This is a genomic window from Staphylococcus arlettae (genome assembly GCF_025560845.1).
GTDB classification, from domain to species: Bacteria; Bacillota; Bacilli; order Staphylococcales; family Staphylococcaceae; genus Staphylococcus; species Staphylococcus arlettae.
This window is the reverse complement of sequence record NZ_CP094803.1, coordinates 247,420-270,923: the sequence shown is the minus strand read 5'-3', so window position 1 is coordinate 270,923 and position 23,504 is coordinate 247,420. Positions and strand designations below refer to the sequence as shown.

Sequence of the window (23,504 nt, the reverse complement as noted above, 5' to 3'; positions counted from 1 at the left end):
TTCTAACATCATACAAAGTTTACCTAAACTTTAAAATAGTTTAATCATGTTAAACCATGCTACATTGCCGTGTGTTGATGCGGAAGATCCAGCATTGGTATAACCATATTGTTCATACAAGGTAACCAACTCTTTTTTACATGTCAAGGTCACACCTTGACGTTGTGTTGACCTGGCTAACTGCTCAAAATGTTGCAACAACATACCAGCTAAACCTTGATGTTGATATTCTTGTGCTACAACTATGCCTAATATGCTGAGATACCCACCTGTTTCTGAATTAGGTTTAATACTATCAAATAAATCATCCGTTATATATTTTTGGTCGATAACGGGACCATTTATATAACCTGCAATAGTATTCGTTGTATCATCCACAGCAACTATAAAGCTATCTGTAATCAAAAAAGCACGTTCGCGTAATGCCTGTTCAGTCGCTGCTTCTTCTGGGGTAAACCCCGCTTGTTCTAATGGAATGATTTGCTCTAAATCTGTTTGCTGTACTTGTCTAAATTGTAACACTGCCATCCCTCACTATTATGCTCGTATTTAAATAGAGTGTAGGCAAATATTAGATAGCTGTCAAAATTCAAACTAATAAATATGCTATACCACTAACAATGATTGAGGTAATCAGCATAGCCATTAGCGGTTTAAAGGCACGCTGTCTTAAATCTGCCAAATTAACATTCAATCCTAATCCTACCATCGCTGCCGTTAATAACCATGTTGTCAGTGTAGACACACTGTTCATTACATTTGATGCTACTGGAATCATCGGACCTAGTACATAACTACCTATAATACTCATAATAATAAAACCTATTAAAAACCAAGGGAATGGTATTTTAGTAGTATCATTTTCAGTTGAACTCTGTTTGCGTTTCATTAAATACATAAAAATAAATGCTACGGGTACTAATAGAAACACTCGTCCCAATTTAGTAAGTAATCCTAAGGCCATCGCTTCATTACCTGCCGGTGCAGCAGCTACAGCTACATGTGCTAATTCATGTAAACTCATCCCACTCCACGTACCATATTGTACAGGTGTTAATGATAATACCGGCGCTAACATCGTATAACCGATTGCAAACACAGTACCGACTAGTGCGATCATACCTACACCAATCGCTGTATCCTCTTCTTTCGCTTTCACAATAGGTGCAATCGCTGCAATCGCCGCTGCACCACAAATACCAGTACCCACACCAACTAACAACGAAATCATTTTATCTGCTTTGAACAATTTAGCTAAGCTAAGCATAACTATTATTGCTAGTGCCACAATACAAGCATCTCGTAATAATAAACCTAGTCCTTCATTAAAAATAATCGTAATATTTAATTTTAGTCCGTACAATACAATTGCCACACGTAATAATACAAATGACGAAAACTTAATGCCTCGTTGAATCGCTCGAGGATAGCCAAATAATTGTCGAAATACCACTGCTATAATAATGGCACAAGCCATTTGACCAACACGATCAAACCCCGGCAGTAAAGCTAATACGTAGCCTATACCTGCAATAGCGAACGTAAACACTACACCTAACAACCAACTCAGCACTTTGTATTGTTTAAGTTGAAGTCCAAACATAAGTATTCCATCTCCTTTTCGTTTAGCATATAGCGCTCGCTTTTATAAGTAAAATTAATTATTATAATAATTACTATAAGTAATTTGATATGAATAATTGGAGGTATACAATATGGATCGCTATTTAAATGTCTTTATCAGTGTTGCAGAGCAACAAAGTTTCTCAAAGGCAGCAAAATTACATCACATGACACAGCCTGCAGTCAGCCAATACATACGTACATTAGAAGAGCGCATGAACACCAAATTATTAGATCGAAATAATAAACGTGTCCATCTCAATAAAGCTGGCGAAATTGTTTATCATTACAGTAAGGAAATTATGGGTATGTATGAACGCATGCATTATTTAGTTGATGATTTAAATCACACTGCTAATGGACCATTAAAAATTGGAGCAAGTTATACTTTCGGGGAATATATATTGCCCCATATCATTGCCAAAACTAAAGAACACTGTCCAGAAGTCCAACCTATCGTCACAATTGGCAACACTGAAGAAATAGCTGCACTAGTAGAAAATCATCAATTAGATATCGGAATTGTCGAAGGTCATTTTAAAAATCGCACGTTAATACCACATAAATTTGCCGAAGATGAAATGATTATCGTCGCTACACCAACGCATCCTTTGTTGCAAAAATCACACATCACGCATCATTTACTAGAAACACAAACTTGGATTGTAAGAGAGGAAGGATCTGGTACTAGAGAAGCATTGAATAACGTCTTCAAATTATTTGCTATTAGCCCTAATAATCTCATACACTTCAGCAGTACACAACCTATTAAAGCATCGGTGGAATCTGGGTTAGGTATTAGCTTTTTATCAAAATGGGCAGTCAAAAAAGAATTAGCTAGAGGGGAGCTTGTTGCTGTTGATATGAATTTCCTTCCTTACAAACGGACCTTTGCATACTTAACCCATTCACCGTTTCAAACGAAATCATTAGAGGTATTTATAGATATCCTGTGTCACCATCAGTTAGATTAAGCGTACGTAAGTCCATTCTAACTAAGATAAAACATATTATTGGTAAAAATAATATACTTGATATAAAATTTATACTAAATTGACTGTAGGAGGAATTTTATGACTGTTACTGGACATCACCACATTTCAATGTATACCAAAAATGCCAAAGCAAACAAAGACTTTTACACTAACGTACTAGGTTTAAGATTGGTAGAAAAATCTGTCAATCAAGATAACCCTAAAATGTATCATTTATTTTTCGGAGACGAAGTAGGTTCAGCTGGAACTTTATTAAGTTTTTTTGAAATACCTAATCTGGGTAAAAATCGTCCGGGTACTAATTCTATTCATCGCATAACTTTACTCGTACCAGACAGTACAGCCCTTACTTATTTTCAAAATCGTTTGGAAGCGCGCGGTGTTACTACTCAACCTCTTACTTATTTGAATCAAGATGCACTAGTGTTTCATGATGTAGATGGCTTAGAGCTTGTTTTAATGGTTAACAACCAGCATGCCTTACCAACGTTTTGGCGTCACAACCCTTATAGCGATATCCCGAAAAAATATCAAATATTAGGCATGGGACCAGTAGAATTACGCGTTAAAAAAACGCAGCCGACTATGGAATTTTTAACTCAAACATTAGGATACTATCGACGAGATGATACTACAGAACTTGTCTACACACTTGATGATTCGGGCTACTATACAGATATCGTAGTCGTTTCACAACAAGGTGCTTCTGCAAGACCAGGGCAAGGATATGTGCATCACTTGGCTTGAAACACACCGACAGATGACGATTTAACAGCTATGCACAATAGTATCAACCAGCTACCTGGCAATAATTCAGGCATCGTTGATCGCTATTTCTTTAAATCGTTATATTACCGTCAAAATAAAATTTTATATGAATTTGCAACTGCTGAACCTGGTTTCACTGTAGATACTAGTGTTGAAAACTTGGGTAAAGAACTTAACTTACCAGATTTTTTAGAAGCGCAACGTGCAGATATAGAAGCTTCATTACACAAACTATAAATAAAGGAGACTAACACTGTGGCAGAATTAAAAATGAACCAACATTCACCATTAGAATTCGGTTTATACTCATTAGGTGATCATTTGCTCAACCCACATAACGGAGAGAAAGTCAGTTACGAGCAACGCATTAACGAACTTATAGAAGCAAGTAAACTTGCTGATCAAGCAGGCATTGATGTCTTTGCAGTAGGCGAAAGTCACCAAGAACATTTCACTACTCAAGCACATTCTGTAGTATTAGGAGCTATTGCCCAAGCTACTGACAATATTAAAATTTCTAGTTCCTCAACAATTATTAGTGCGACAGATCCTGTACGTGTATTTGAAGATTTTGCTACATTAGATTTAATTTCGCATGGCCGTGCAGAAATAGTTGCTGGTCGTGCTTCACGAACAGGTATTTTTGAATTATTTGGGTATGATTTAAATGACTATGACGCTTTATACGAAGAAAAATTAAATCTCTTATTAGAACTTAATAAACACGACCGAATTACTTGGTCAGGACAATATCGACCTGACTTAAACAATGCGCGTATATATCCACGTCCAATAGACAATACTATACCTATTTGGCGAGCAGTCGGTGGTCAACCAGCTAGTGCAATTAAAGCAGGTCGCCAAGGTATTCCTATGATGATTACGACACTTGGAGGTCCAGCAATGACCTTCAAAGATTCTATAGACGAATATCGAAATGCTGCACAAGCTAATGGTTTTGATACCGATGCATCATGTTTACCAGTTTCTACTGCTAGCTTATTTTATACGGCACCGACAACACAAGATGCTTTGAAAGAATATTATCCACATCTAAATACAGGTATGGCATTTATTAGAGGAGCCGGATATCCTAAGGCACAGTTTGCCAATGCGCCTGATTATCGAGATGCGTTAATGGTAGGTAGCCCACAAGAAATTATCGAAAAGATCCTCTATCAACACGAACTATATAATCATCAACGTTTTATGGCACAAATTGATTTTGGTGGCGTCCCATTTGATAAAATCATGCAAAATATTGAATTAATTGGTAACGAAATTATTCCAGGCGTCAAAAAACATTTAAACAAGTAGGTGATAAAGGTGAATATAGTTTTACTTTCTGGCTCTAGTGTAGGATCAAAAACACGTACTGCCATGAATTATTTACAGCAACAATTAACAATGCTAACAGATGATAATATTGAGCTTATTGATTTACGTGATAAATCCATCGAGTTTAGTGATGGTAGAAATTATTTAGACTATAAAGACGACACATTAGCAGTCACAACTGCTTTAATGCAAGCAGATATTATTTTTATAGGCTTCCCTATTTTCCAAGCTTCGATTCCTGGAGCATTGAAAAATATTTTTGATTTATTACCTGTTAATGCTTTTAAAGATAAAGTAGTAGGTCTGTTAGCCACTGCTGGTTCATCAAAGCACTACCTTATCCCTGAATTACAATTAAAACCAATACTCGATTATATGAAAGCACATACGATGCAAACTTATGTTTTTATTGAAGAACGTGATTTCCAGCAGCAAACCATTGTCAATGATGACATTGTTTTCCGCTTAAATGCTTTAGCACAATCTACGTTACGCATGGCTAAAACGTATCAGCAAATTTTGCAAGATGAAGAATCACAATATGACTTTTAATACTGTAGATAAAAAGTAGGCTGAAACCTACTGACAATATGACAAAGAGGCCGGACGCAACAATAATGTCCAGCCTCTTTTGGTTGTATTATTTTAATATTGCTTCAAGCGTCGATTCACCTTAACAATAAGCAAAATACTAACTAACAATAGCAAACCACCTACTATATACTGAGTGACATTGGTATGTTGTCCTGTTTGTGGTAACGCGGTTTGCTTATCTATATTCTGGTACCCATTGTTATTACTTTTGCCAAACATCGATTGATGCTTACCGTCATCCAAAGTTGACTTAATTGGTGACATGGGTAATGACGGTCTCATACTTGATTCTGGCACTACTGTTGCAGGTTGGGATACAACTGGTCTTTGGTCGCTTTCTTTGTCGATCTGCTGTGATTGTGTATGCCTCGTATCAATTGCTTGTTGGCCTTGTTCTATTGGCATCGACTTCTCCATTATCGAGCTATGTACTTTATGTTTTTGCACATTTGTTGATTGATGAACTTCTTGAGGTTTTCCATTGGCGTCCATCCGTTCTGTTGATTGTTGAGGTACTTTAGATGCTTCTTTGTCAGATTCAACTGATTGTTGGTTGTTCATTTTAAGTTGTTTCGTTTTTGCGGATGTTCCTTCTTTGGTCATTGATTCTGTAACTAGTTGTGGTGTTTTTGATACATGCTTTCCTTGTTCAACTGCTGATTGCTGTACTTTACTTGATTGAGTAGGTTGTGAATTGTGCAAACTTTCGTCTGTCTGTACAGCTTCTGAAGTCTTTATCACAAAACGAATATCACGAAATTGCGATTTTTCATTTTTATCATCAATAATTCCAATAGAATTACCATATTCATCAATGGCGCTAACATGAGAGAATTTATAAGCTGCGGCTGTGCTATCAAGCGGAATTGTAAGTGCTATTGGCACAATCCAATGACCGTCTGGTTGCTGAGTCACTTTAGTCACATCAGCGAATTTACTTATACCTGCTGCTCCAATATCCGGATCATTGACAAAGCCTAACGATACTTCCGTCAACTTACTGACATCTTTAATCGTCACAGACGCTTGAATCGTATCACCAGGTTGATACACAGCCTTATCTGTAGTAATCGCCAAAATATTAGGAGCTTCTTTGTCTAGTGTAGATTGAGTAGCAGTGTCTACTACATTTTGGACTTTAAATGCTAAACCAGAAACATCTATATTTGTTGGATTTAATTGTGGTGCTATAGTGTCACCGTTACCTTCAGAATCATCCACAACGAGTGCTGAAAATTCAAATGAAGTATCCCCTATTTTATCTGGAATTGCTATTTCAATTTCAGCAGTCCATATATCATTAGCTTGTTGAGTAATATGCGTGGCACTTTCAGCTAATGAAGTCACACCTACGCGCGTTGTATTATTAAAAGCCACTGTTACATCTGTTAATGCATGTACCGATTTGATTTGTACACGTACTTTCACTTTTTCTCCAGGAGCATAACTACGCTTATCTATACTCACAGACTGTACTTTTGGTCCTTCTGCTTGTGTCTGTATATCTATTGCTCGTGTCACTGCTTCTGGATAAGTGGTCTCTTGACTATGCGCTGGGGCATAAGTTGAAGTGGAAATAAGACTAGATGTAACGATGCCCAGCAGCGTCACACTTATTTTAGGTAATAATTTTCTTTGTTGTTGTATCATGATGTCCTCCAAAATTGTATTTCTTACTTACTTTTTTATAGTATATCGAAATTCAGAAGTAGTCAATTTAATATTTATTTTATACAATAAGACCCACCAAGTACCAACTTGGCGGGTCTTATTAATTTATTTTTCATTTAATTCTAATGCTTGTGCAGTTGCTTTACGTGTTTCGTGTAATAGTTTTGTATCTTCAATTAATGATTGACCATAAGATGGAATCATTTCTTTAAGTTTTGGCTCCCATGCTTGTTTAAATTGTGGGAAGTTCTTTTCAATGACTTCTAAAGCCACTGATACTGAAGTAGATGCTCCTGGTGATTCGCCTAGTAAAGCGATAACTGTATGATCTTCTGAATTCACTACCTCTGTTCCGAATTGGATAAAGCCACGACCGTGTTCTTTTGTATCTTTAATCACTTGAACACGTTTACCTGCAATGTGTAAATCCCAATCTTCGTCTTTAGCATCTGGAATAAAGCGACGCAATTCTTTCATACGGTCTTCTTTACCCATTAAGACTTGTTGTACAGAATATTTTACTAATGGGAAGTTTTTCGTTGCTGCAGATAACATCGTTACCACGTTGCTAGGGTTGATTGATTTAAATAAATCTAAATTAGAACCATTTTTTAAGAACTTAGGTCCAATAGCTGCAAATGGTCCGAATAATAAACTTTTCTTACCATCAATATAACGTCTATCTAGATGTGGTACAGTCATAGGTGGAGTGCCAGGTGGCTCTTTCCCATAAACTTTGGCGTCATGTTCATTAACAATGTTTGGATTACTACATACTAGGAATGCACCACTGATTGGGAATCCTCCTAAATGCTTACTTTCAGGAATATTTGTTTTTTGTAACATTGGTATGGCATTACCACCAGCACCGATAAAGATATAGTCTGCAACATGAACATCGACCTGATTATTTTGTAAGTTACGTACTTTCACTTCCCATTTTTTATCATCACGTTGTTTAAAATCAACGACTTCATGACGATAATATACATCAGCGTTGTCATGTCCTTCTATATTCTTAGCCATTTTACGTGTTAACTCACCAAAATTCACATCTGTACCTTCATTAATTTTACTAGCTGCAAATGGTGTATTGCTTGAACGACCTTCCATCATTAATGGGATCCATTGTTTTAATACTTCTTTATCCTCAGAGTATTCGATATCTTCGAACATTGGCAATTTAGCTAATTTTTCATAACGACGTTTTAAGAAGTTTACATTTTTAGTTCCTAATACGAAACTTATATGTGGTAATGGACGAATGAAATCTTTCGGATTTTGGATAGCGTTACTTTTAATTAAGTATGACCAAAATTGCTTTGAAACTTCAAACTGTTCATTAATTTCTTTCGCTTTTTCAACATCGATTGAGCCATCTTTTTGTTCCACTGTATAATTCAATTCGCATAATGCCGCGTGTCCTGTTCCTGCATTGTTCGTCTCATTTGAACTCTCAATTGCGGGTTGATCTAAACGTTCAAATAGCTTTATGTTCCAATTTGGTTCGACATCTTTCAAAAATGAACCAAATGTTGTGCTTAATACTCCTGCGCCAATTAATATGACACTTTTATTTTCAGTATTATCCATTAGGAACCACCTTTCCCATATTAGTTAATTTATAGTGTGTGCATCAGTCTTGCTCACTATCATTAGAATTATCTACCCTATAGTCCACACTGACAAAAGAGCATTTTGTACAAATATTATTTGTAAGCGATGTCAATTGTGATTTTAAACTAGGATTGTGAAAAAGTAAATTTCGTAGTTATTTAACTTATGTGCTTAAACAACTTAATAGCATATGTTTAAACATCAATTTTTAACTAAACTACTATCTACAGTTAATTACTTTTACACACATCTGATGACTTGATGTATTTTTATTATATCTCATTTTAACGCTAATTTTCAATACAATTTCTAACATTTAGAAATTTTAACTCAATTCTAACGTTATTTAACTTTTACACTACATAACATTATGTTATATTTCATGTAAGGGCTTACATTTGAAGGGGGTATGTCTTCTAATGAATACAAGTGATGCTGTTGTATGAAAGTAATACCATTAAATGAATTACACACAATAATTAAAAATGATGATGTCATCGCACTCGCTGCCTTGTCGGTTGCCAATCTACCAGCGGAATTATTAAAACACATGACGAAACAACATGATGATACGGGAAAATTAACTGGTCTTACATTTATGTTAGCTAATGATATTAGTAATTATGCGGATGGGATAGATTTAGACGCTTTGGTAGAGCGAGGAATGATTAAAAGACTCATCATGAGTATTATCACTGCATCACCTGCAACTGTTAATGCTATTAAGCACGATGCGCTTGAAGCGTATTTTATACCTCAAGGTGTAATGACTACGCACTATCGTAGTGCAACATCTGCTTCACCCGGTATGATTACGAAGATTGGCTTAAACACTACTGCCGATCCACGTTATCAAGGTGGTAAAGCAAATGACCGTACTACTGAAGATTTGGTAGACTTGATAGAAATTAACAAAGAGCAATATTTACACTATAAATTTCCAAATATTGATGTAGCCCTACTACGAGGAACGTATGCAGATGAAAAAGGCAATATTTATATGCACCACGAAACACATTTAGGAGAAGGTTTCAGTGTGGCAGCAGCTGCACACAATAACAACGGTACTGTCATTGTACAAGTAAAGGCTATCGTCGCAAACGGTAGTTTTAATCCAAATGAAGTGTTTATTCCAAGTGAATTAGTAGATTACGTTGTTGTCAACAAAGACCCTAAATATCATAAACAAGTTATGCAAAAGTATTATGACCCTGCTTTAGCTGGCCATTATCGTATCGCTTCAATGACTCAACCACAACTAGACCTCACAGATAAAAAATTAATTTTAAGACGCGCAGCACAATTTTTAACTCAGGACGACGTAGTTAGCGTTGGTTTTGGTATTAATAATGATTTGTCACAATTACTTATAGAAGAAAAAGTGACGGAAGCTGTGCAACTAAATATCGATACTGGTACTTATGGTGGTTTACTAGGCAGTGGTATGCAATACGGTATGAATTATAATTTAGATGCCAAAATGAGACATGATATGACTTGGGATTTCATTTATAACGGAGGTATTGATATAGCCTTTTTAAGTTTTGGCGAAGTCGATGCTGATGGTAATGTAAATGTTTCACTTCTTGGTGATAAGATGAATGGTTGTGGTGGCTTCATTGATATTAGCCAAACCGTTAAAACCATTATATTTTCAGGTAAATTAGTTGTTGGGGGTCAACTAAATATTCAAGACGACCATATCACTATCGCACAAGAAGGTACACCTTCTAAATTCGTTGATACCGTTCAACATATCGACTTTAATGCAAATTATGCACGCAGCTTAGGACAAACCGTTTACTACGTGACAGAACGTGCTGTCTTTCAATTAGTTGAAGATGGTATTGAATTAATTGAAATTGCTCCAGGCGTCGATTTGCAACACGACGTTTTAGATAAATTATCATTCCAACCATTGATTGCTGACAAACTACACACTATTGATTCAAACATCTATCGTCAACATTGGGGAATGCTGTATAAGTCACTTTAGCACTGGGAGTTATTTACACTTAGGGGGTATTTAAAATGAATTATGATTGGATAAAAACAAGATCAGATTTTGATGAAGAGAAACCCGCAATTATAGACCCAGCAAAAGGCACACAATGGACATACCAACAGCTAAATATTCGCGCTGATAATTTAGCACATCACCTACGTGAACAAGGTATTAAGCAAGGTGATGTAGTTGGTATCTTCGCACCCAATGATGTCGCAATATTAGATGTATTATTTGCTTCATTCAAACTAGGAGCCATTTATTACCCTATCAACTGGCGTTTAAGTCCAGAAGAAATTGAAACTGTGGTTAATGATTCAGGCGTTAAGTTAATTTTTTATTCAACAAAACACCTATCTAGTTTAACTCAAATACCAGAGGACTTAATCTATTTAGATATTGATACACCCGCCTATGATGAGATTGTAAATCCAGAAGTACATCACCCATTCACTGCAGTGTCAGTAGAACATGATGACATAGCATCCTTGTTGTATACAAGTGGTACTACAGGTACTCCTAAAGGGGTCATGTTCACATATGAATCTTTTGTCAACAATGGTATTAATTTAAATTTAACTTACAACACGGTGCCTGATGATGTCGCTATTGTTTCACTACCAATGTTCCATGTATTTGGTTTTAATGATTTAACAATTCCTATGTTAATGAATGGTTCCACAATAGTGTTACAACGTTACTTTAATGGCGAAGGATTGAACGACCTTATGGCAAAATTCAAACCTAATTATGTGATGTTGATTCCAACTATGTACTATGGCATGTTAATAGCTGACAATTTCAATCCAGCAAACTTTGAAAACGCACGCTATTTAATTCAAGGTGGCTCTGCCCCACTACCCGCTGTTCAAAAGAAATTCGCCAGTATGAATCTCTTTTTAATCAATGGATATGGATTAACTGAAGCGCCACTAACTACTGTCAACACACCAGATAACGCTATCAATAAGCCAATGAGTATCGGTAAACCAGTGATGTTTACAGAAGTTCGTGTGTTAGATGACACATATCAAGATGTAACACCTGGAGAAATTGGTGAATTGGCTATTCGTAGTAAAAATGTAACACCTGGTTATTGGAATAAACCTGAAGAAACTGCTAAGTCATTTCATAAAGATTTCTTCTTAACGGGAGATTTAGCTCGTTTAGATGAAGACGGTGATATTTATATTGTCGATCGTAAAAAAGAAATGATTATTACAGGTGGCGAAAATGTGTTACCTTCAGAGGTCGAACGCGTACTATCTGAGCACCCTATCATTGAACAATGTGTTGTCGTCGGTTATGACAGCCCGAAATTTGGAGAGTCTGTTGCCGCTGCAATAATTTTAAAAGAAGACACAGCGAATTATGAACAAGAATTAGATAGCTATGCACGCGAACACTTAGCTGGTTATAAAATCCCTAGAATGTATCTTAAAATTACTCATATGCCTTTAAATGCAACATCTAAACCAGACAAACTATCACTACAAAAATTAATGAATGACAGAGCACAACAAGAAGATGAACTTGCGTAAACTAGTTTCAAAATTAAACTGCTTATTATTTTTTTAACAATAAATGTAAGCGTTACCAAAAACGATGGAGGTTGATTTTATGTCAACAAAAAATGAAACTTTAAAAGCATTATATCCTGAAGATGTGTTAAGTATTGCCAAAGATTTAACTGATGGTGAAGTAACGTTGTTAAAACAATTAGATGATTTATTAGAAAGCAAATACCGTGACTCTATTAACGACCATTGGGTTAACGCTACAATACCCGAAGACTTCTTTGATGATTTAGGCAAACTAAATTATTTTAACAATCCTTTACTATTCGAAGGACGAGAAGGCGCTAAAACACCGAGTCAACTATTCCAGTTTTTCATGTCTTATACTATAGCTCGATTTGACGTGTCTTTAGTCACATTACTTGGTGTTCATCAAGGATTAGGGCATAATTCATTCTTATTTGGTGGTAGCAAAGAACAAGTCGCCTATTATATTCCTAAATTACAATCACACGAACTCCGAACTTGTTTTGCTTTAACTGAACCAAATCATGGGTCAGACGTTGCAGGTGGACTTGAAACAACAGCTGTTCGTGATGGTGATAAATGGATATTAAACGGCGAAAAAAGATGGATTGGTGGTGCACACTTAGCTGATGTTATTCCAGTCTATGCTGTAGACCCTGAAACAGGTAAACCAAAAGGTTTTATCATTCGACCTGATCAAGAAGGTGTCGAAATTGATATTATTCAAAATAAAATTGCTTTAAAAATTGTACCCAACGCCAATATCAAACTAAATAACGTAGTTGTAGAAGAAAGTGAAAGATTACAAAATATTAATAGCTTTAAAGATATTGCAAAAGTTCTATATTCTACACGTGCTGGCGTTGCATATATGGCTACAGGAGCGATTGCAGGTGCATTACGTGCCACACTGAACTATGTAACTCAACGTAAACAGTTCGGTAAAAAGTTAAGTCAATTCCAATTAATCCAAGAAAAACTCGCTATGATGGAAGGTAATTTGGCACATGCTATGTCAATGTGTGCACAGCTTGCACGTATGCAAGCAAATGGCGAATACGATGAAGTAGCCACTTCTACTGCTAAAATGATGAACGCTTTACGTCTAAGAGATTCGGTAGCAATGGGTCGTGGGATTACAGGCGGTAATGGTATCTTAGCTGATTATGATATTGCCCGCTTCTTCTCAGATGCTGAAGCAATTTACACTTATGAAGGTACACATGAAGTCAACGCATTAGTTATTGGTAGAGCACTAACAGGAGATTCAGCCTTTCTATAAAAATGATTTAATTACATGGAGGTAATGTTATGACTATAAGAAAAGCCACTGTATTAGGTGCAGGAACAATGGGTAGCCAACTTGCTGCCTTACTTGTAAATGCGGGATTAAAAGTAAAATTATTAGATATTGTGATAGATGAACAAGAACCAAATAAAATTGCTCAAAAGGCTTATAACATCATTACAGATAAGAAGAAACCTATGTTATTTGATTTGCAATATGCTTCTAATTTATCAATTGGTAACTTTCAAGATGATTTAGTCCAAGGTGATGATAGTGATATTTATATTGAGGCAGTCAAAGAAGATATCGACATCAAACACCAAGTATGGAACCAAGTACAACAAATAGCGAAGGACAGTGCTATTTTTGCTACTAATACATCAGGTATCCCTATAGAGGGTATTGCCAAAGCGTTTGATCAGCAAGCGCGTTCTCGATTTTTAGGACTACACTTCTTTAATCCACCACGGATTATGAAGTTAGCTGAAATCATTCCGAATCAAGAAACGAGTTCTGAAATTATTACACAAGTCCAACGTTTTGCTGAGGATGTATTAGGTAAAGGCGTTGTAATTGCTAACGATGTACCAGGATTTGTTGCCAACCGTGTCGGTACACAAACGATGAATGACGTTATGTATCGTGCTGAACAACAAGGATTATCCATTACTGACGTTGATGCTCTAACTGGTCAAGCTATCGGACGACCAAAAACTGGGACATATGGTTTAACTGACTTAGTAGGTTTAGATATTGCTGTAGCTGTAATGCAAGGTTTACGTCAAGACCCTGCAGAACAACCATATTTTAAAGAAGTAAAATTATCACAACAACTATATGAAGCTGGCGCATTAGGTCGCAAAACAAAACAAGGCTTCTATAAAAAAGAAGGTAAACAACGGTTAGTCTTTGATGCATCAGTTAACGATTACGTTGCCCAATCAACACCGAACTTACCTATCTTGGCACAATTCAATAAAGATTTATCTCATAATCTAGATGTTATCTTCAATGCAACAGATGAGGCCGGAACATTTTTATGGGAAACGCTACGTAATAATTTTTATTACGCTGCTATCAATGTCCCGAAAGCTGCTCCTGATTTTAAAGACATTGATCGTGCGCTTGTTTGGGGCTTCAATTGGAAAAAAGGACCATTTCAATTATGGGACTTAATGGGCTTTGACCGTGTCAAATCAAGAATGCGTGATGAATTAGGCACATTGCCCGACTGGATCGAATCATTAAATGGATCGTTTTATCAACCTCAAGAATCTATTGAGCGTGTCACAGCTATTACTGACCAAATCGAACAAGAATTATGGGATAAAGAAGATTCCAAATTAGCAGTCGTTAACACAGACCAATTACTACTTAAATTACAAAGTAAAAATAATATCATTTCAGACGGCTTTGCCGATGATTTAGTAGAAGCTATTGATGTCTTAGAAAATAATGACTATAGTAGCATGGTCATTTATGCAGATGGTCATAACTTTAGTGTTGGTGCTAACCTCTACATGATGAAAAAAGCACACGAAGATGGCTTAGTTGATACTTTAGTTGGTGACGCTGTGGATAAATTACATTATAGTTTCAGTCGCTTAAAACATTCATTAAAACCAGTAGTCACTACTACACAAGGTAAAGTACTGGGTGGTGGTTGTGAGTTAGTAATGCACTCCCCATTTGTCGTTGCATCAAGTGAAACGTATATCGGTTTAGTAGAAACAGGTGTAGGACTGTTACCAAGTGGTGGTGGTTTAGCTGAATTAGCAACACGTATCTTGAGCACTGACCATAAAGCTAACGACAAACAAGAAAGTGTATCAAAAGTATTGATGAATGTTGGTTTAGCCAAAGTAGCTACTAATGCTCATGAAGCTGTACGTTATGGTTATTTAAAACCAACTGATACGATCATCTTGAACACTGACCAACGTGTTGAAGTAGCATTGAAACGCGCAGCTTATGAAGCACAAACGAACTATATACCAACACCAAAACCAAACTTCATCGCTTTAGGTAAAGACTTTAAAGCATTAGCACAAGGTCAATTAGACGCACAACGTCTCGGTCATTTTATCAGTGACTACGACTACGAAATTGCCTTAAAAGTAGCCGATATTTTGGCTGGTGGCGATTTACCACGTAACACATATGTCAATCAACGCTATTTACAAAAACTAGAAAAACAAGGATTCTTAGAACTACTAAATAATGAAAAAACGTATGATCGTATATCACACATGCTAAAAACAGGAAAACCGTTACGTAACTAATCATTGAAATTGAGTAGAGAGAGGATGAAGTTAAATGCAAGATGCATATATTGTTGCTTATGGACGTTCTGCCGCAAGTAAAGCTAAAGGTGGCGCATTATTTCATGAAAGACCTGATGAAGTAGCTGCTCAAGTATTAAAGGGAGTATTAGATAGAGTTGATGGCAATTTCACTCCAGACATGGTAGAAGATGTCATTGTCGGTAACTCTTTCCCTGAAGGTTTACAAGGACAAAACATCGCACGTTCTATTGCCTTACTCGCAGATATGCCTGACAGTGTTCCTGGACAAACTGTCAATCGTTACTGTTCATCTGGACTACAAACGATTGCGTTAGCAGCCAATCAAATTAAAGCTGGCCAAGGTGATATCTTAGTAGCGGGTGGAATAGAACTAATGAGTGCTGTTCCAATGGGTGGTAATGAACCTACCAACAGCCCATTACTACAAGATGAAGATCGTGGCGTATCGTATCCTATGGGATTAACAGCTGAAATGGTAGCTGATACGTATCAAGTATCGAGAGCAGATCAAGATGCCTATGCTGTCCAAAGTCATCAACGTGCTTATGAAGCTCAACAAGCTGGGAAATTTGAAGATGAAATTATCCCTATCGAAGTGAACGATGTGTCATATGACCACAATGGTCCTGTAGTCACTAAAAAACAATTCAAAACAGACGAGATGATAAGACCTGATACAAATGCCGAAGCACTGGCACAGTTACGCACTGTCTTTAAGGCTGACGGCACTGTGACGGCAGGTACATCTGCACCATTAACTGACGGCTCAGGCTTTGTAGTAGTTATGTCAGGTGACAAAGTTAAAGAATTAGGTGTTACGCCAATTGCTCGTTTTGTCGGCTTTAAAGCTGTTGGTGTAGATCCAAAATTAATGGGTATTGGACCGGCTTATGCTATACCTGAAGTACTGTCAGCCAATGGCTTAACAATTGATGATATTGACATTACCGAATTAAACGAAGCATTTGCATCTCAAACGCTCGCATCCATTCGCGAAACTGGTTTAAACATAGATAAAACCAATGTCAACGGTGGCGCAATTGCCTTAGGACATCCTTTAGGTGCTACAGGAGCAATGCTAACTGGACGTTTATTATCAGAAATGAAAAAACAACCACACACACGTTACGGCATGGTCACTATGTGTATCGGTGTAGGTATGGGTGCTGCCGGTATATTCGAATATATTCGCAATTAATACCTGTTCAATTCTCAAAATAATCTAGTCACAAAACACTTCAAATAAAGATTATTTAAATATAAAGACTACCATCAAATCACTTACGGTTGATGGTAGTCTTTTTTGTTATTCGCACTGTTAAAAAAGTAAATAAAATATACATATTTTTTTATTTGAATTATTTTTGTTAAACTAAATATTAGTTTAACTTAGGAGGTTTTTTTGTGGGAAAAATTTTATTTATCAATCCAGGGTCAGAAGGTCACATCAATCCAACGATTGAAGTATGTAAGTCGTTGGTAGACCAAGGAGAAGAAGTCGTTTATTATTTAAGCGATATATACGAATCTAAACTAGCTAATACTGGAGTCGAGATACGTTCGTTACCTATCGATTCAGTGGTCGAATCCTTTACAGCATATGGTAATAATAATGTGTTAGACGTCATCAATGGCGTGTTGAATACTGCCCATGTCATGTTACCACGCATTTTAAATGATATTAAACATGAACATTTTGATTATGTAATCTATGATTCTATGTTTGGGTGTGGCTATTTAATTGCTCAAAAATTAAATATTCCTGCTATTTCATCCGTTACCACTTTTGCTAAAACGAAGCCATTGTTCGACAATTTTATCACTTCAATTGAAAATCAACTTGATGATTCGGAAGTTGCACGTTCTAACCAAATATTCCAAAGTTTAAAAACCGATATTGAAACAACATATCAAGTTCAAATACCGTCACGTCATGAAATTATGAATAATCCTGGTGATTTAAATATTTCTTATATTATGCAAGGATTTCAACACGATGTTGAGCAGTTTAATGCTCAAGAGTTTGTGTTTGCTGGACCGTCAGTACGCACACCACAACCTACTGAGTTTATGAATAAGATTAATACTTCACGCCCTGTTATTTATATTTCTCTAGGTACAGTGTTTAACGAAAACATCAGCTTCTTTAATAGATGCTTTGCAGCTTTAAAAGATTTAAATGTTACAGTCGTAGTATCAATTGGCACTACAAATAATCTTGCTAATTTTGATGATATACCTAGCAACTTTATTGTCGAATCATACGTTCCACAAATTGAGTTATTACAACATACAGACTTATTTATCACACATGCTGGGATGAATAGTACGAACGAAGCTATGATGATGGATGTACCTTTACTGGCTTTTCCACAAAGCGCTGACCAACCAGTCGTCTCACATCAAATTGAACAATTAGGGATCGGCAAAAAACTTGATTCCGCCACTGTAACAACTACTGAACTAAAAACAACGGTAACAGAAATGTTAACTAACTTAGACTATTACAAAGCGAATATTGCCAAAATCAAGCAATTACAATCTACTACGAAACCTGGATATCAAGTAGCTGTAGAAGCAATACTTAATTTCAAAAAACAGTATGTACACTAGCTTTGGGACGTATCATATTGCAACAAAATATAATTTTGGCAACGGTTCCTGCGAGAAGCGCACTCGCTGAAGACTACAGGCTGTGGCAGTGCCCGCGGAAAGCGTGCATAAAAAAACTGTCGACAAAGTCAGAAACTTTGTCGACAGTCCGAAAGAAGCGATTTCTCGCTTCTTTTTTATAACTAACGGTAGCTTAGTTACCGTATAATTCAGTTTTAATTTGAGTCGTTGAAATACCTTCTGTACGATTCACATAAATCACTTCACATTGTGATTTCAACTCGTCAAATTCACCTTCCCAGTCGTGACCCATAATAAATAAATCAACATCATATTTATCTACATCTTTAGTTTTTTGTCCCCAACCATCTTCAGGAATTACTAAATCTACATAACGAATTGATTCTAACATCATCTTACGTTGCTCATAGTTATAATATGATTTTTTGTTTTTAATTTTATTAAACTCATCTGTAGATAACGCAACGATTAAATAATCACCGTGCTCTCTAGCTCTTCTCAATAATTCAATATGGCCATAATGTAATAAATCATATGTGCCGTAAGTTATTACTCTTTTCATCGTTTGTTTGCCTCCAGCTATTGTTAGACCATAACTATGTCTAATGTAGTTCGTTTATTTAATTAATATTTAATGACATCTGAAATAATTTTAGAACCTTTTCCTTGTTCTAACGAACAGAATTTATCATAAAACGCATCAATTTGTGGTTTGTAATCTTCTGCTATTTGATCTAAGTTCTTCAAATCATTTGCTAATTCATAAGGATCTTGATAAATCGGACCTGGTAAATCTTTGTGATAGTCTAAATAGAAACCACGTAAATCTTGTCCATATTTATCTAAATCATAAGCAAAGAAAATTTGTGGTTTTTTCAGTACACCATAGTCAAACATAACTGATGAATAATCTGTAATTAAACAATCAGTAACTAAGTATAATTCTGAAATATCACTGTAGTTTGATACATCAATCGCAAACTCTTCAAAACCACGTAAGTCTAGAGCATTGGAAATAAGATAGTGCATTCTTAATAACACTACGTACTCATCCCCTAGTTGACGTTGTAAGTTTTCTAAATCTATTTTTAAATCAAATAGATATTTACCTTTTTTCACAAACTCATCATCTCTCCATGTTGGAGCATACATTATGACTTTTTTATCATGTGGTAAATTTAAATTTTCTTTGATGTCATTAATATACTGTTCGTCATCCGCTCTGTTCACTAAGACATCGTTACGAGGGTAACCAATTTCTAAAATTCTATCACTATCCATCCAAAAGGCACTTTCAAAAATTTCAGAAGAATACCTATTTGGTGATACTAAATAGTCCCATCTACTAGTTTCTTCTCTGAAGTTACGTTTATAATTCTCAGTTGTCGTTCCTGGCATACGAATAACTTTCATGTCATTAGCTAAACGTTTTAATGGTGTACCATGCCAAGTTTGTATATACACTTGATTGGGCTTTTTATTTAAATATAATGGCAAGCGTGCATTGGCAACCCAATATTTAGCTTTACTATATGCTTCGTAATACGCTTGTGAACCTTTTTTCACTTTCTTCGCTGGACCAGGTATAAATACATTCTTCGGTCGGTTTAATACCCAAATGTATTCAAATTCTGGGAAATGATTCATCATATATTCATAAATATATTTAGGGCTATCGCTGTAGCCTTTGCCACCGAAAGATTCAAACACAATGACATTTGGACGAACGTTTTCTGGACTATCCGTTAACTGATACAACGAACGATTTTTGTTTTTGCGCTTTAAGATAACATTTTTAGCCAAACGTGCATTTTTTCTAATTAGGTTAATTTTGTAAGCTTTATTCTTTTGATTTAATGCTAGTAATAATGATTCTAAAATAAATAATGGTTTTTCGTTTTTAATGATATTAGGTAATAATTTGCGTATTACACCAGGAAGTAAAGAGCTATAATTTGCATAACGTTCTTTTGTCTTTCTTGAAGATGGTTCAAATGATTGCATCACTAAGCTCTTCATTTTATTCGTAATAAATTCTTTATTGTCTTTATATGGTGCGCGTTTTATAGCATCGTTAAAACTATAAATATAGTCGTTAAAAACAACACCAAACTCTTGTTTAGACAACGCTGGTTTTAAGAATGGATCATAGATTTCACCTTTGATATAAAATGGGAATCGTGACACTCGTACAAACCAATTTGAATATTTCATATACTCAAGTAAAAATGACCAATCAATATAAACATCTAAGTCTTCGTTAAAACGTACGTTATGCCCTTTCATGATAGCCGTTTTAAACACTATATTACATGCTGAATTTTTACGTAAAAATTGATTGGAATGTGTTTTAGTTTTTAAATATTTTACTTCTACTAAGTTTTGATCAACGTATTGTGGAATATCCAATGTAAACGAATGGATTGGCGCAATTAAGGCATCACATTTATTTAACACTTTCAAATAATAAGTTAAAGCATATGATGCTAAATAATCATCGGAATCGACAAAAATGAAATACGGTGAAGTTACTTCTTTTAATGCTATATTTCGTGCGTGCGCATGACCTTTGTTTGTATCTAAATCAATCTCATGACAATTAATATCCCATCCATCTAACATAGATGCCACTAGCTCTTTTGACTGATCCGTTGAGCCATCGTTCACTAAAATCAATTCAAAATCTTGCATTCTTTGCTTTTTCAAACTACTTAAACATTTAGCAATGTAGTCCTCCGAGTTATAGTAAGTGACTATAACAGATATTTTATTCATTAATATTACCTCTTTACTTTTATATATATTTACATTAAGTGTTAAGAATATTTCTTTAGCACTTGGAGTTTATCTGAAAACAATAACATTTAGTATAACAAAAACAAATGAATTTTTTTACAAAAACAAAACATTTTTAATATACATTTAATATAATAGTAACAATTTTAGATTTAATAGCAAATAGCGTTGTAACTATCGATACTACTGTGTTTTACAGTATTTTATTTCGTTAATTTTAAGTAAAACGCCATCTTGCAGTCAACGATTCAGTCATATATCGCTACTGTTGCGCTCACATGTGCATTCCCATATCGTAATTTAGCTATTGACTGCACAATAAAAATGTACAAGATTAGTTTAAGTTTAATTCGTTATGTTGGGGTTCCACGTCATTTTGAGTTACACTAAAAAAATAATAGTTTTAGTCTGCCTGTTAAAAGTGAAGACAAAAGGTTTGGCTACTATGACTGACTTTAACTTGATAACTATTTTGTTACACTCAAAATAGTTAGAATTTTCACACAATAGTAAATTCACTAAAGTGTTAGTAATTTTAGGGGGTATTTTTATGAACAGGGAGAGTAACAATCAGCAAGATTTAAGAATTAAAAGTAAAGTAATCAGTGAAGGTGTCAGTCGTACACCGAACCGTTCTTATTTACGTGCGTTAGGTTTTGAAGATGATGACTTTAACAATCCAATGATTGGAGTTGCCAGTACTTGGAGTGAAGTTACACCATGTAACGTACATATTGATGGCCTCGCACGTGCTGCCAAACGTGGCGTGAGCGAAGCTGGTGCAAATCCACTGATTTTTAATACCATTACTGTATCTGATGGCATTTCTATGGGTACTGACGGTATGCGATTCTCATTACCTAGTCGTGAATTGATCGCCGACTCTATTGAATCTGTAGTCAGTGCAGAAAATTTAGACGGCGTAGTTGCAATTGGCGGCTGTGATAAAAATATGCCGGGTTGTATGATTGGTATTGCACGTTTAAATTTACCAGCCGTATTTGTTTACGGAGGTACTGTATTACCAGGGAAATTAGACGGAAAAGACTTAGATGCTGTGTCTGCCTTTGAAGGTGTAGGACAATATAACAATGGAGAAATTGATAAAGCAGCGTTACACAAAGTAGAGTGTAATGCTTGTCCAGGCGCTGGTGCTTGTGGTGGTATGTTTACCGCAAATACTATGTCGTCAGCAATTGAAGCTATGGGTATGAGTTTACCTGGCAGTGCATCACACCCATCAGTATCTTCCGATAAAGCTAAAGATAGCCGTGCAGCAGGCAAGGCTGTTTATCATTTATTAGAACAAGGCATTTATCCAAAAGACATTATGACTAAAGAAGCTTTCGAAAATGCAATTACTGTTGCTATGGCTTTAGGTGGCTCAACAAATGCAATTTTACATTTACTTGCCATCGCACATACTATGGAAATTGATTTAACATTAGATGATTTTGAAGAAGTACGTAAACGTGTACCTCATATAGCTGATTTACGTCCGAGTGGTAAGTACGTCATGTCACACCTTAACGATGTCGGAGGTATTCCAGCAGTAATGAAGCTACTTCACAAACATGGATTAATTCATGGAGAGTGCTTAACAGTTACTGGTAAAACAGTAGCAGAAAATCTAGCTGATGCACCCGATTTATCTGATAACAAAGAAATCATTAATTTTGAACAGCCGAAACACCCAACAGGTCCACTAGTAATCCTAAAAGGAAACTTAGCCCCTGAAGGTGCGGTAGCCAAAATTTCAGGATTAAGTGTTACGTACATTCAAGGTCCAGCTAAAGTCTTTGACACTGAAAATGACGCAACACATGCGATTTTAAATGATCAAATTAAACCTGGCGATATAGTCGTTATTCGGTACGCCGGACCTAAAGGTGGACCAGGTATGCCTGAAATGCTATCCGCTTCTTCAATTTTAGTTGGTAAAGGGTTAGGTGAATCTGTAGGCTTGTTAACAGACGGCCGTTTTTCTGGAGGCTCTCATGGTTTAGTTATTGGCCACGCTGCACCAGAAGCTCAAGTTGGTGGACCTATGGCACTATTAGAAGAAAATGACATTATTACCATTGATGCCGAAAAACGTGAAATTAGCTTCGATGTTTCTGATAGCGAGTTAGCTGAGCGTAAAGCAAAATGGCAAGCACCAAAATTGAAAGCAACACATGGTACGTTATACAAATATGCAAAATTAGTATCTTCCGCATCTAAAGGTGCGATAACAGATTAATGATTTACAACAGCGTATCTCGCCTCAAAGTCCACACTTTGAGGCGAGATGCTTTTTTATATTACAATATTCGATGCCTCATA

At 35.8% G+C, this 23,504-nt stretch carries 16 protein-coding genes and 1 pseudogene; 11 read left to right on the top strand and 6 right to left on the bottom strand.

What is annotated here, in order from left to right; translation table 11 throughout:
* Window positions 1-30: 30 nt before the first annotated feature.
* On the bottom strand, window positions 31-528 hold the full coding sequence (locus MUA37_RS01240) for a GNAT family N-acetyltransferase (protein WP_002509580.1): 498 nt from the start codon (window positions 526-528) through the stop codon (window positions 31-33).
* 61 nt (window positions 529-589) lie between these two features.
* Window positions 590-1,603, bottom strand: coding sequence for a YeiH family protein (locus MUA37_RS01235; RefSeq protein ID WP_002509579.1), 1,014 nt, complete (start codon window positions 1,601-1,603; stop codon window positions 590-592).
* Window positions 1,604-1,715: 112 nt separating this feature from the next.
* Between MUA37_RS01235 and MUA37_RS01230 the strand changes: the two genes are divergently transcribed.
* From MUA37_RS01230 to MUA37_RS01215, 4 genes and pseudogenes are all read left to right on the top strand, one after another.
* The gene (locus tag MUA37_RS01230; RefSeq protein WP_262624754.1) at window positions 1,716-2,597 is read left to right on the top strand and encodes a LysR family transcriptional regulator; all 882 of its coding nucleotides are present in this window, start codon (window positions 1,716-1,718) and stop codon (window positions 2,595-2,597) included.
* Between the two features lie 99 nt (window positions 2,598-2,696).
* Window positions 2,697-3,623, top strand: a pseudogene (locus MUA37_RS01225) (VOC family protein).
* An 18-nt stretch (window positions 3,624-3,641) separates the two neighbouring features.
* Window positions 3,642-4,703: an LLM class flavin-dependent oxidoreductase gene (locus tag MUA37_RS01220; RefSeq protein WP_002509576.1), complete on the top strand. Its 1,062-nt coding sequence runs from the start codon at window positions 3,642-3,644 to the stop codon at window positions 4,701-4,703.
* Window positions 4,704-4,712: 9 nt separating this feature from the next.
* The gene (locus MUA37_RS01215; protein WP_142019282.1) at window positions 4,713-5,276 is read left to right on the top strand and encodes an NADPH-dependent FMN reductase; all 564 of its coding nucleotides are present in this window, start codon (window positions 4,713-4,715) and stop codon (window positions 5,274-5,276) included.
* Between the two features lie 93 nt (window positions 5,277-5,369).
* Here the strand turns inward: MUA37_RS01215 and MUA37_RS01210 are convergent, their stop codons facing one another.
* Complete coding sequence (locus tag MUA37_RS01210) at window positions 5,370-6,968, bottom strand: LPXTG cell wall anchor domain-containing protein (protein WP_262624753.1); 1,599 nt, start codon at window positions 6,966-6,968, stop codon at window positions 5,370-5,372.
* 126 nt (window positions 6,969-7,094) lie between these two features.
* Window positions 7,095-8,582 (bottom strand): malate dehydrogenase (quinone), encoded by a 1,488-nt coding sequence (mqo, locus tag MUA37_RS01205; RefSeq protein ID WP_002509890.1) that lies wholly within the window; start codon window positions 8,580-8,582, stop codon window positions 7,095-7,097.
* 466 nt (window positions 8,583-9,048) lie between these two features.
* Between mqo and fadX the strand changes: the two genes are divergently transcribed.
* The 6 genes from fadX (at window position 9,049) to MUA37_RS01175 (ending at window position 18,362) form a co-directional block, all read left to right on the top strand.
* The gene (gene fadX / locus MUA37_RS01200) at window positions 9,049-10,602 is read left to right on the top strand and encodes a fatty acid degradation protein FadX (protein ID WP_002509891.1); all 1,554 of its coding nucleotides are present in this window, start codon (window positions 9,049-9,051) and stop codon (window positions 10,600-10,602) included.
* Between the two features lie 35 nt (window positions 10,603-10,637).
* Window positions 10,638-12,152: a long-chain-fatty-acid--CoA ligase FadD gene (fadD, locus tag MUA37_RS01195; RefSeq protein ID WP_142019280.1), complete on the top strand. Its 1,515-nt coding sequence runs from the start codon at window positions 10,638-10,640 to the stop codon at window positions 12,150-12,152.
* A gap of 79 nt (window positions 12,153-12,231) precedes the next feature.
* Window positions 12,232-13,437 carry an acyl-CoA dehydrogenase FadE gene (fadE, locus tag MUA37_RS01190; protein ID WP_002509893.1) on the top strand — a complete coding sequence of 402 codons (1,206 nt, stop codon included), beginning with the start codon at window positions 12,232-12,234 and terminating at the stop codon, window positions 13,435-13,437.
* Window positions 13,438-13,466: 29 nt separating this feature from the next.
* Window positions 13,467-15,725, top strand: coding sequence for a 3-hydroxyacyl-CoA dehydrogenase/crotonase FadB (fadB, locus tag MUA37_RS01185; protein WP_002509894.1), 2,259 nt, complete (start codon window positions 13,467-13,469; stop codon window positions 15,723-15,725).
* Window positions 15,726-15,759: 34 nt separating this feature from the next.
* The gene (locus MUA37_RS01180; protein ID WP_232190857.1) at window positions 15,760-16,947 is read left to right on the top strand and encodes a thiolase family protein; all 1,188 of its coding nucleotides are present in this window, start codon (window positions 15,760-15,762) and stop codon (window positions 16,945-16,947) included.
* A gap of 206 nt (window positions 16,948-17,153) precedes the next feature.
* Complete coding sequence (locus MUA37_RS01175) at window positions 17,154-18,362, top strand: macrolide family glycosyltransferase (RefSeq protein ID WP_204172173.1); 1,209 nt, start codon at window positions 17,154-17,156, stop codon at window positions 18,360-18,362.
* A 193-nt stretch (window positions 18,363-18,555) separates the two neighbouring features.
* Here MUA37_RS01175 and tagD read toward each other — a convergent pair whose 3' ends face one another.
* Together tagD and MUA37_RS01165 are read right to left on the bottom strand one after the other, a co-directional pair.
* Window positions 18,556-18,945: a glycerol-3-phosphate cytidylyltransferase gene (gene tagD / locus MUA37_RS01170; RefSeq protein ID WP_002509897.1), complete on the bottom strand. Its 390-nt coding sequence runs from the start codon at window positions 18,943-18,945 to the stop codon at window positions 18,556-18,558.
* A gap of 62 nt (window positions 18,946-19,007) precedes the next feature.
* Window positions 19,008-21,158 carry a bifunctional glycosyltransferase/CDP-glycerol:glycerophosphate glycerophosphotransferase gene (locus tag MUA37_RS01165; RefSeq protein WP_142019277.1) on the bottom strand — a complete coding sequence of 717 codons (2,151 nt, stop codon included), beginning with the start codon at window positions 21,156-21,158 and terminating at the stop codon, window positions 19,008-19,010.
* A 571-nt stretch (window positions 21,159-21,729) separates the two neighbouring features.
* Between MUA37_RS01165 and ilvD the strand changes: the two genes are divergently transcribed.
* Complete coding sequence (gene ilvD / locus MUA37_RS01160) at window positions 21,730-23,421, top strand: dihydroxy-acid dehydratase (protein WP_262624752.1); 1,692 nt, start codon at window positions 21,730-21,732, stop codon at window positions 23,419-23,421.
* The last annotated feature ends 83 nt before the right edge of the window (window positions 23,422-23,504 follow it).

Coding starts and splice junctions, on each gene's coding strand:
- MUA37_RS01180 (WP_232190857.1), top strand. CDS start 15,760: ATGCAAGATGCATATATTGTTGCTTATGGACGTTCTGCCGCAAGTAAA.
- MUA37_RS01230 (WP_262624754.1), top strand. CDS start 1,716: ATGGATCGCTATTTAAATGTCTTTATCAGTGTTGCAGAGCAACAAAGT.
- fadD (WP_142019280.1), top strand. CDS start 10,638: ATGAATTATGATTGGATAAAAACAAGATCAGATTTTGATGAAGAGAAA.
- MUA37_RS01210 (WP_262624753.1), bottom strand. CDS start 6,968: ATGATACAACAACAAAGAAAATTATTACCTAAAATAAGTGTGACGCTG.
- fadE (WP_002509893.1), top strand. CDS start 12,232: ATGTCAACAAAAAATGAAACTTTAAAAGCATTATATCCTGAAGATGTG.
- MUA37_RS01165 (WP_142019277.1), bottom strand. CDS start 21,158: ATGAATAAAATATCTGTTATAGTCACTTACTATAACTCGGAGGACTAC.
- ilvD (WP_262624752.1), top strand. CDS start 21,730: ATGAACAGGGAGAGTAACAATCAGCAAGATTTAAGAATTAAAAGTAAA.
- fadX (WP_002509891.1), top strand. CDS start 9,049: ATGAAAGTAATACCATTAAATGAATTACACACAATAATTAAAAATGAT.
- MUA37_RS01240 (WP_002509580.1), bottom strand. CDS start 528: ATGGCAGTGTTACAATTTAGACAAGTACAGCAAACAGATTTAGAGCAA.
- MUA37_RS01235 (WP_002509579.1), bottom strand. CDS start 1,603: ATGTTTGGACTTCAACTTAAACAATACAAAGTGCTGAGTTGGTTGTTA.
- fadB (WP_002509894.1), top strand. CDS start 13,467: ATGACTATAAGAAAAGCCACTGTATTAGGTGCAGGAACAATGGGTAGC.
- mqo (WP_002509890.1), bottom strand. CDS start 8,582: ATGGATAATACTGAAAATAAAAGTGTCATATTAATTGGCGCAGGAGTA.
- tagD (WP_002509897.1), bottom strand. CDS start 18,945: ATGAAAAGAGTAATAACTTACGGCACATATGATTTATTACATTATGGC.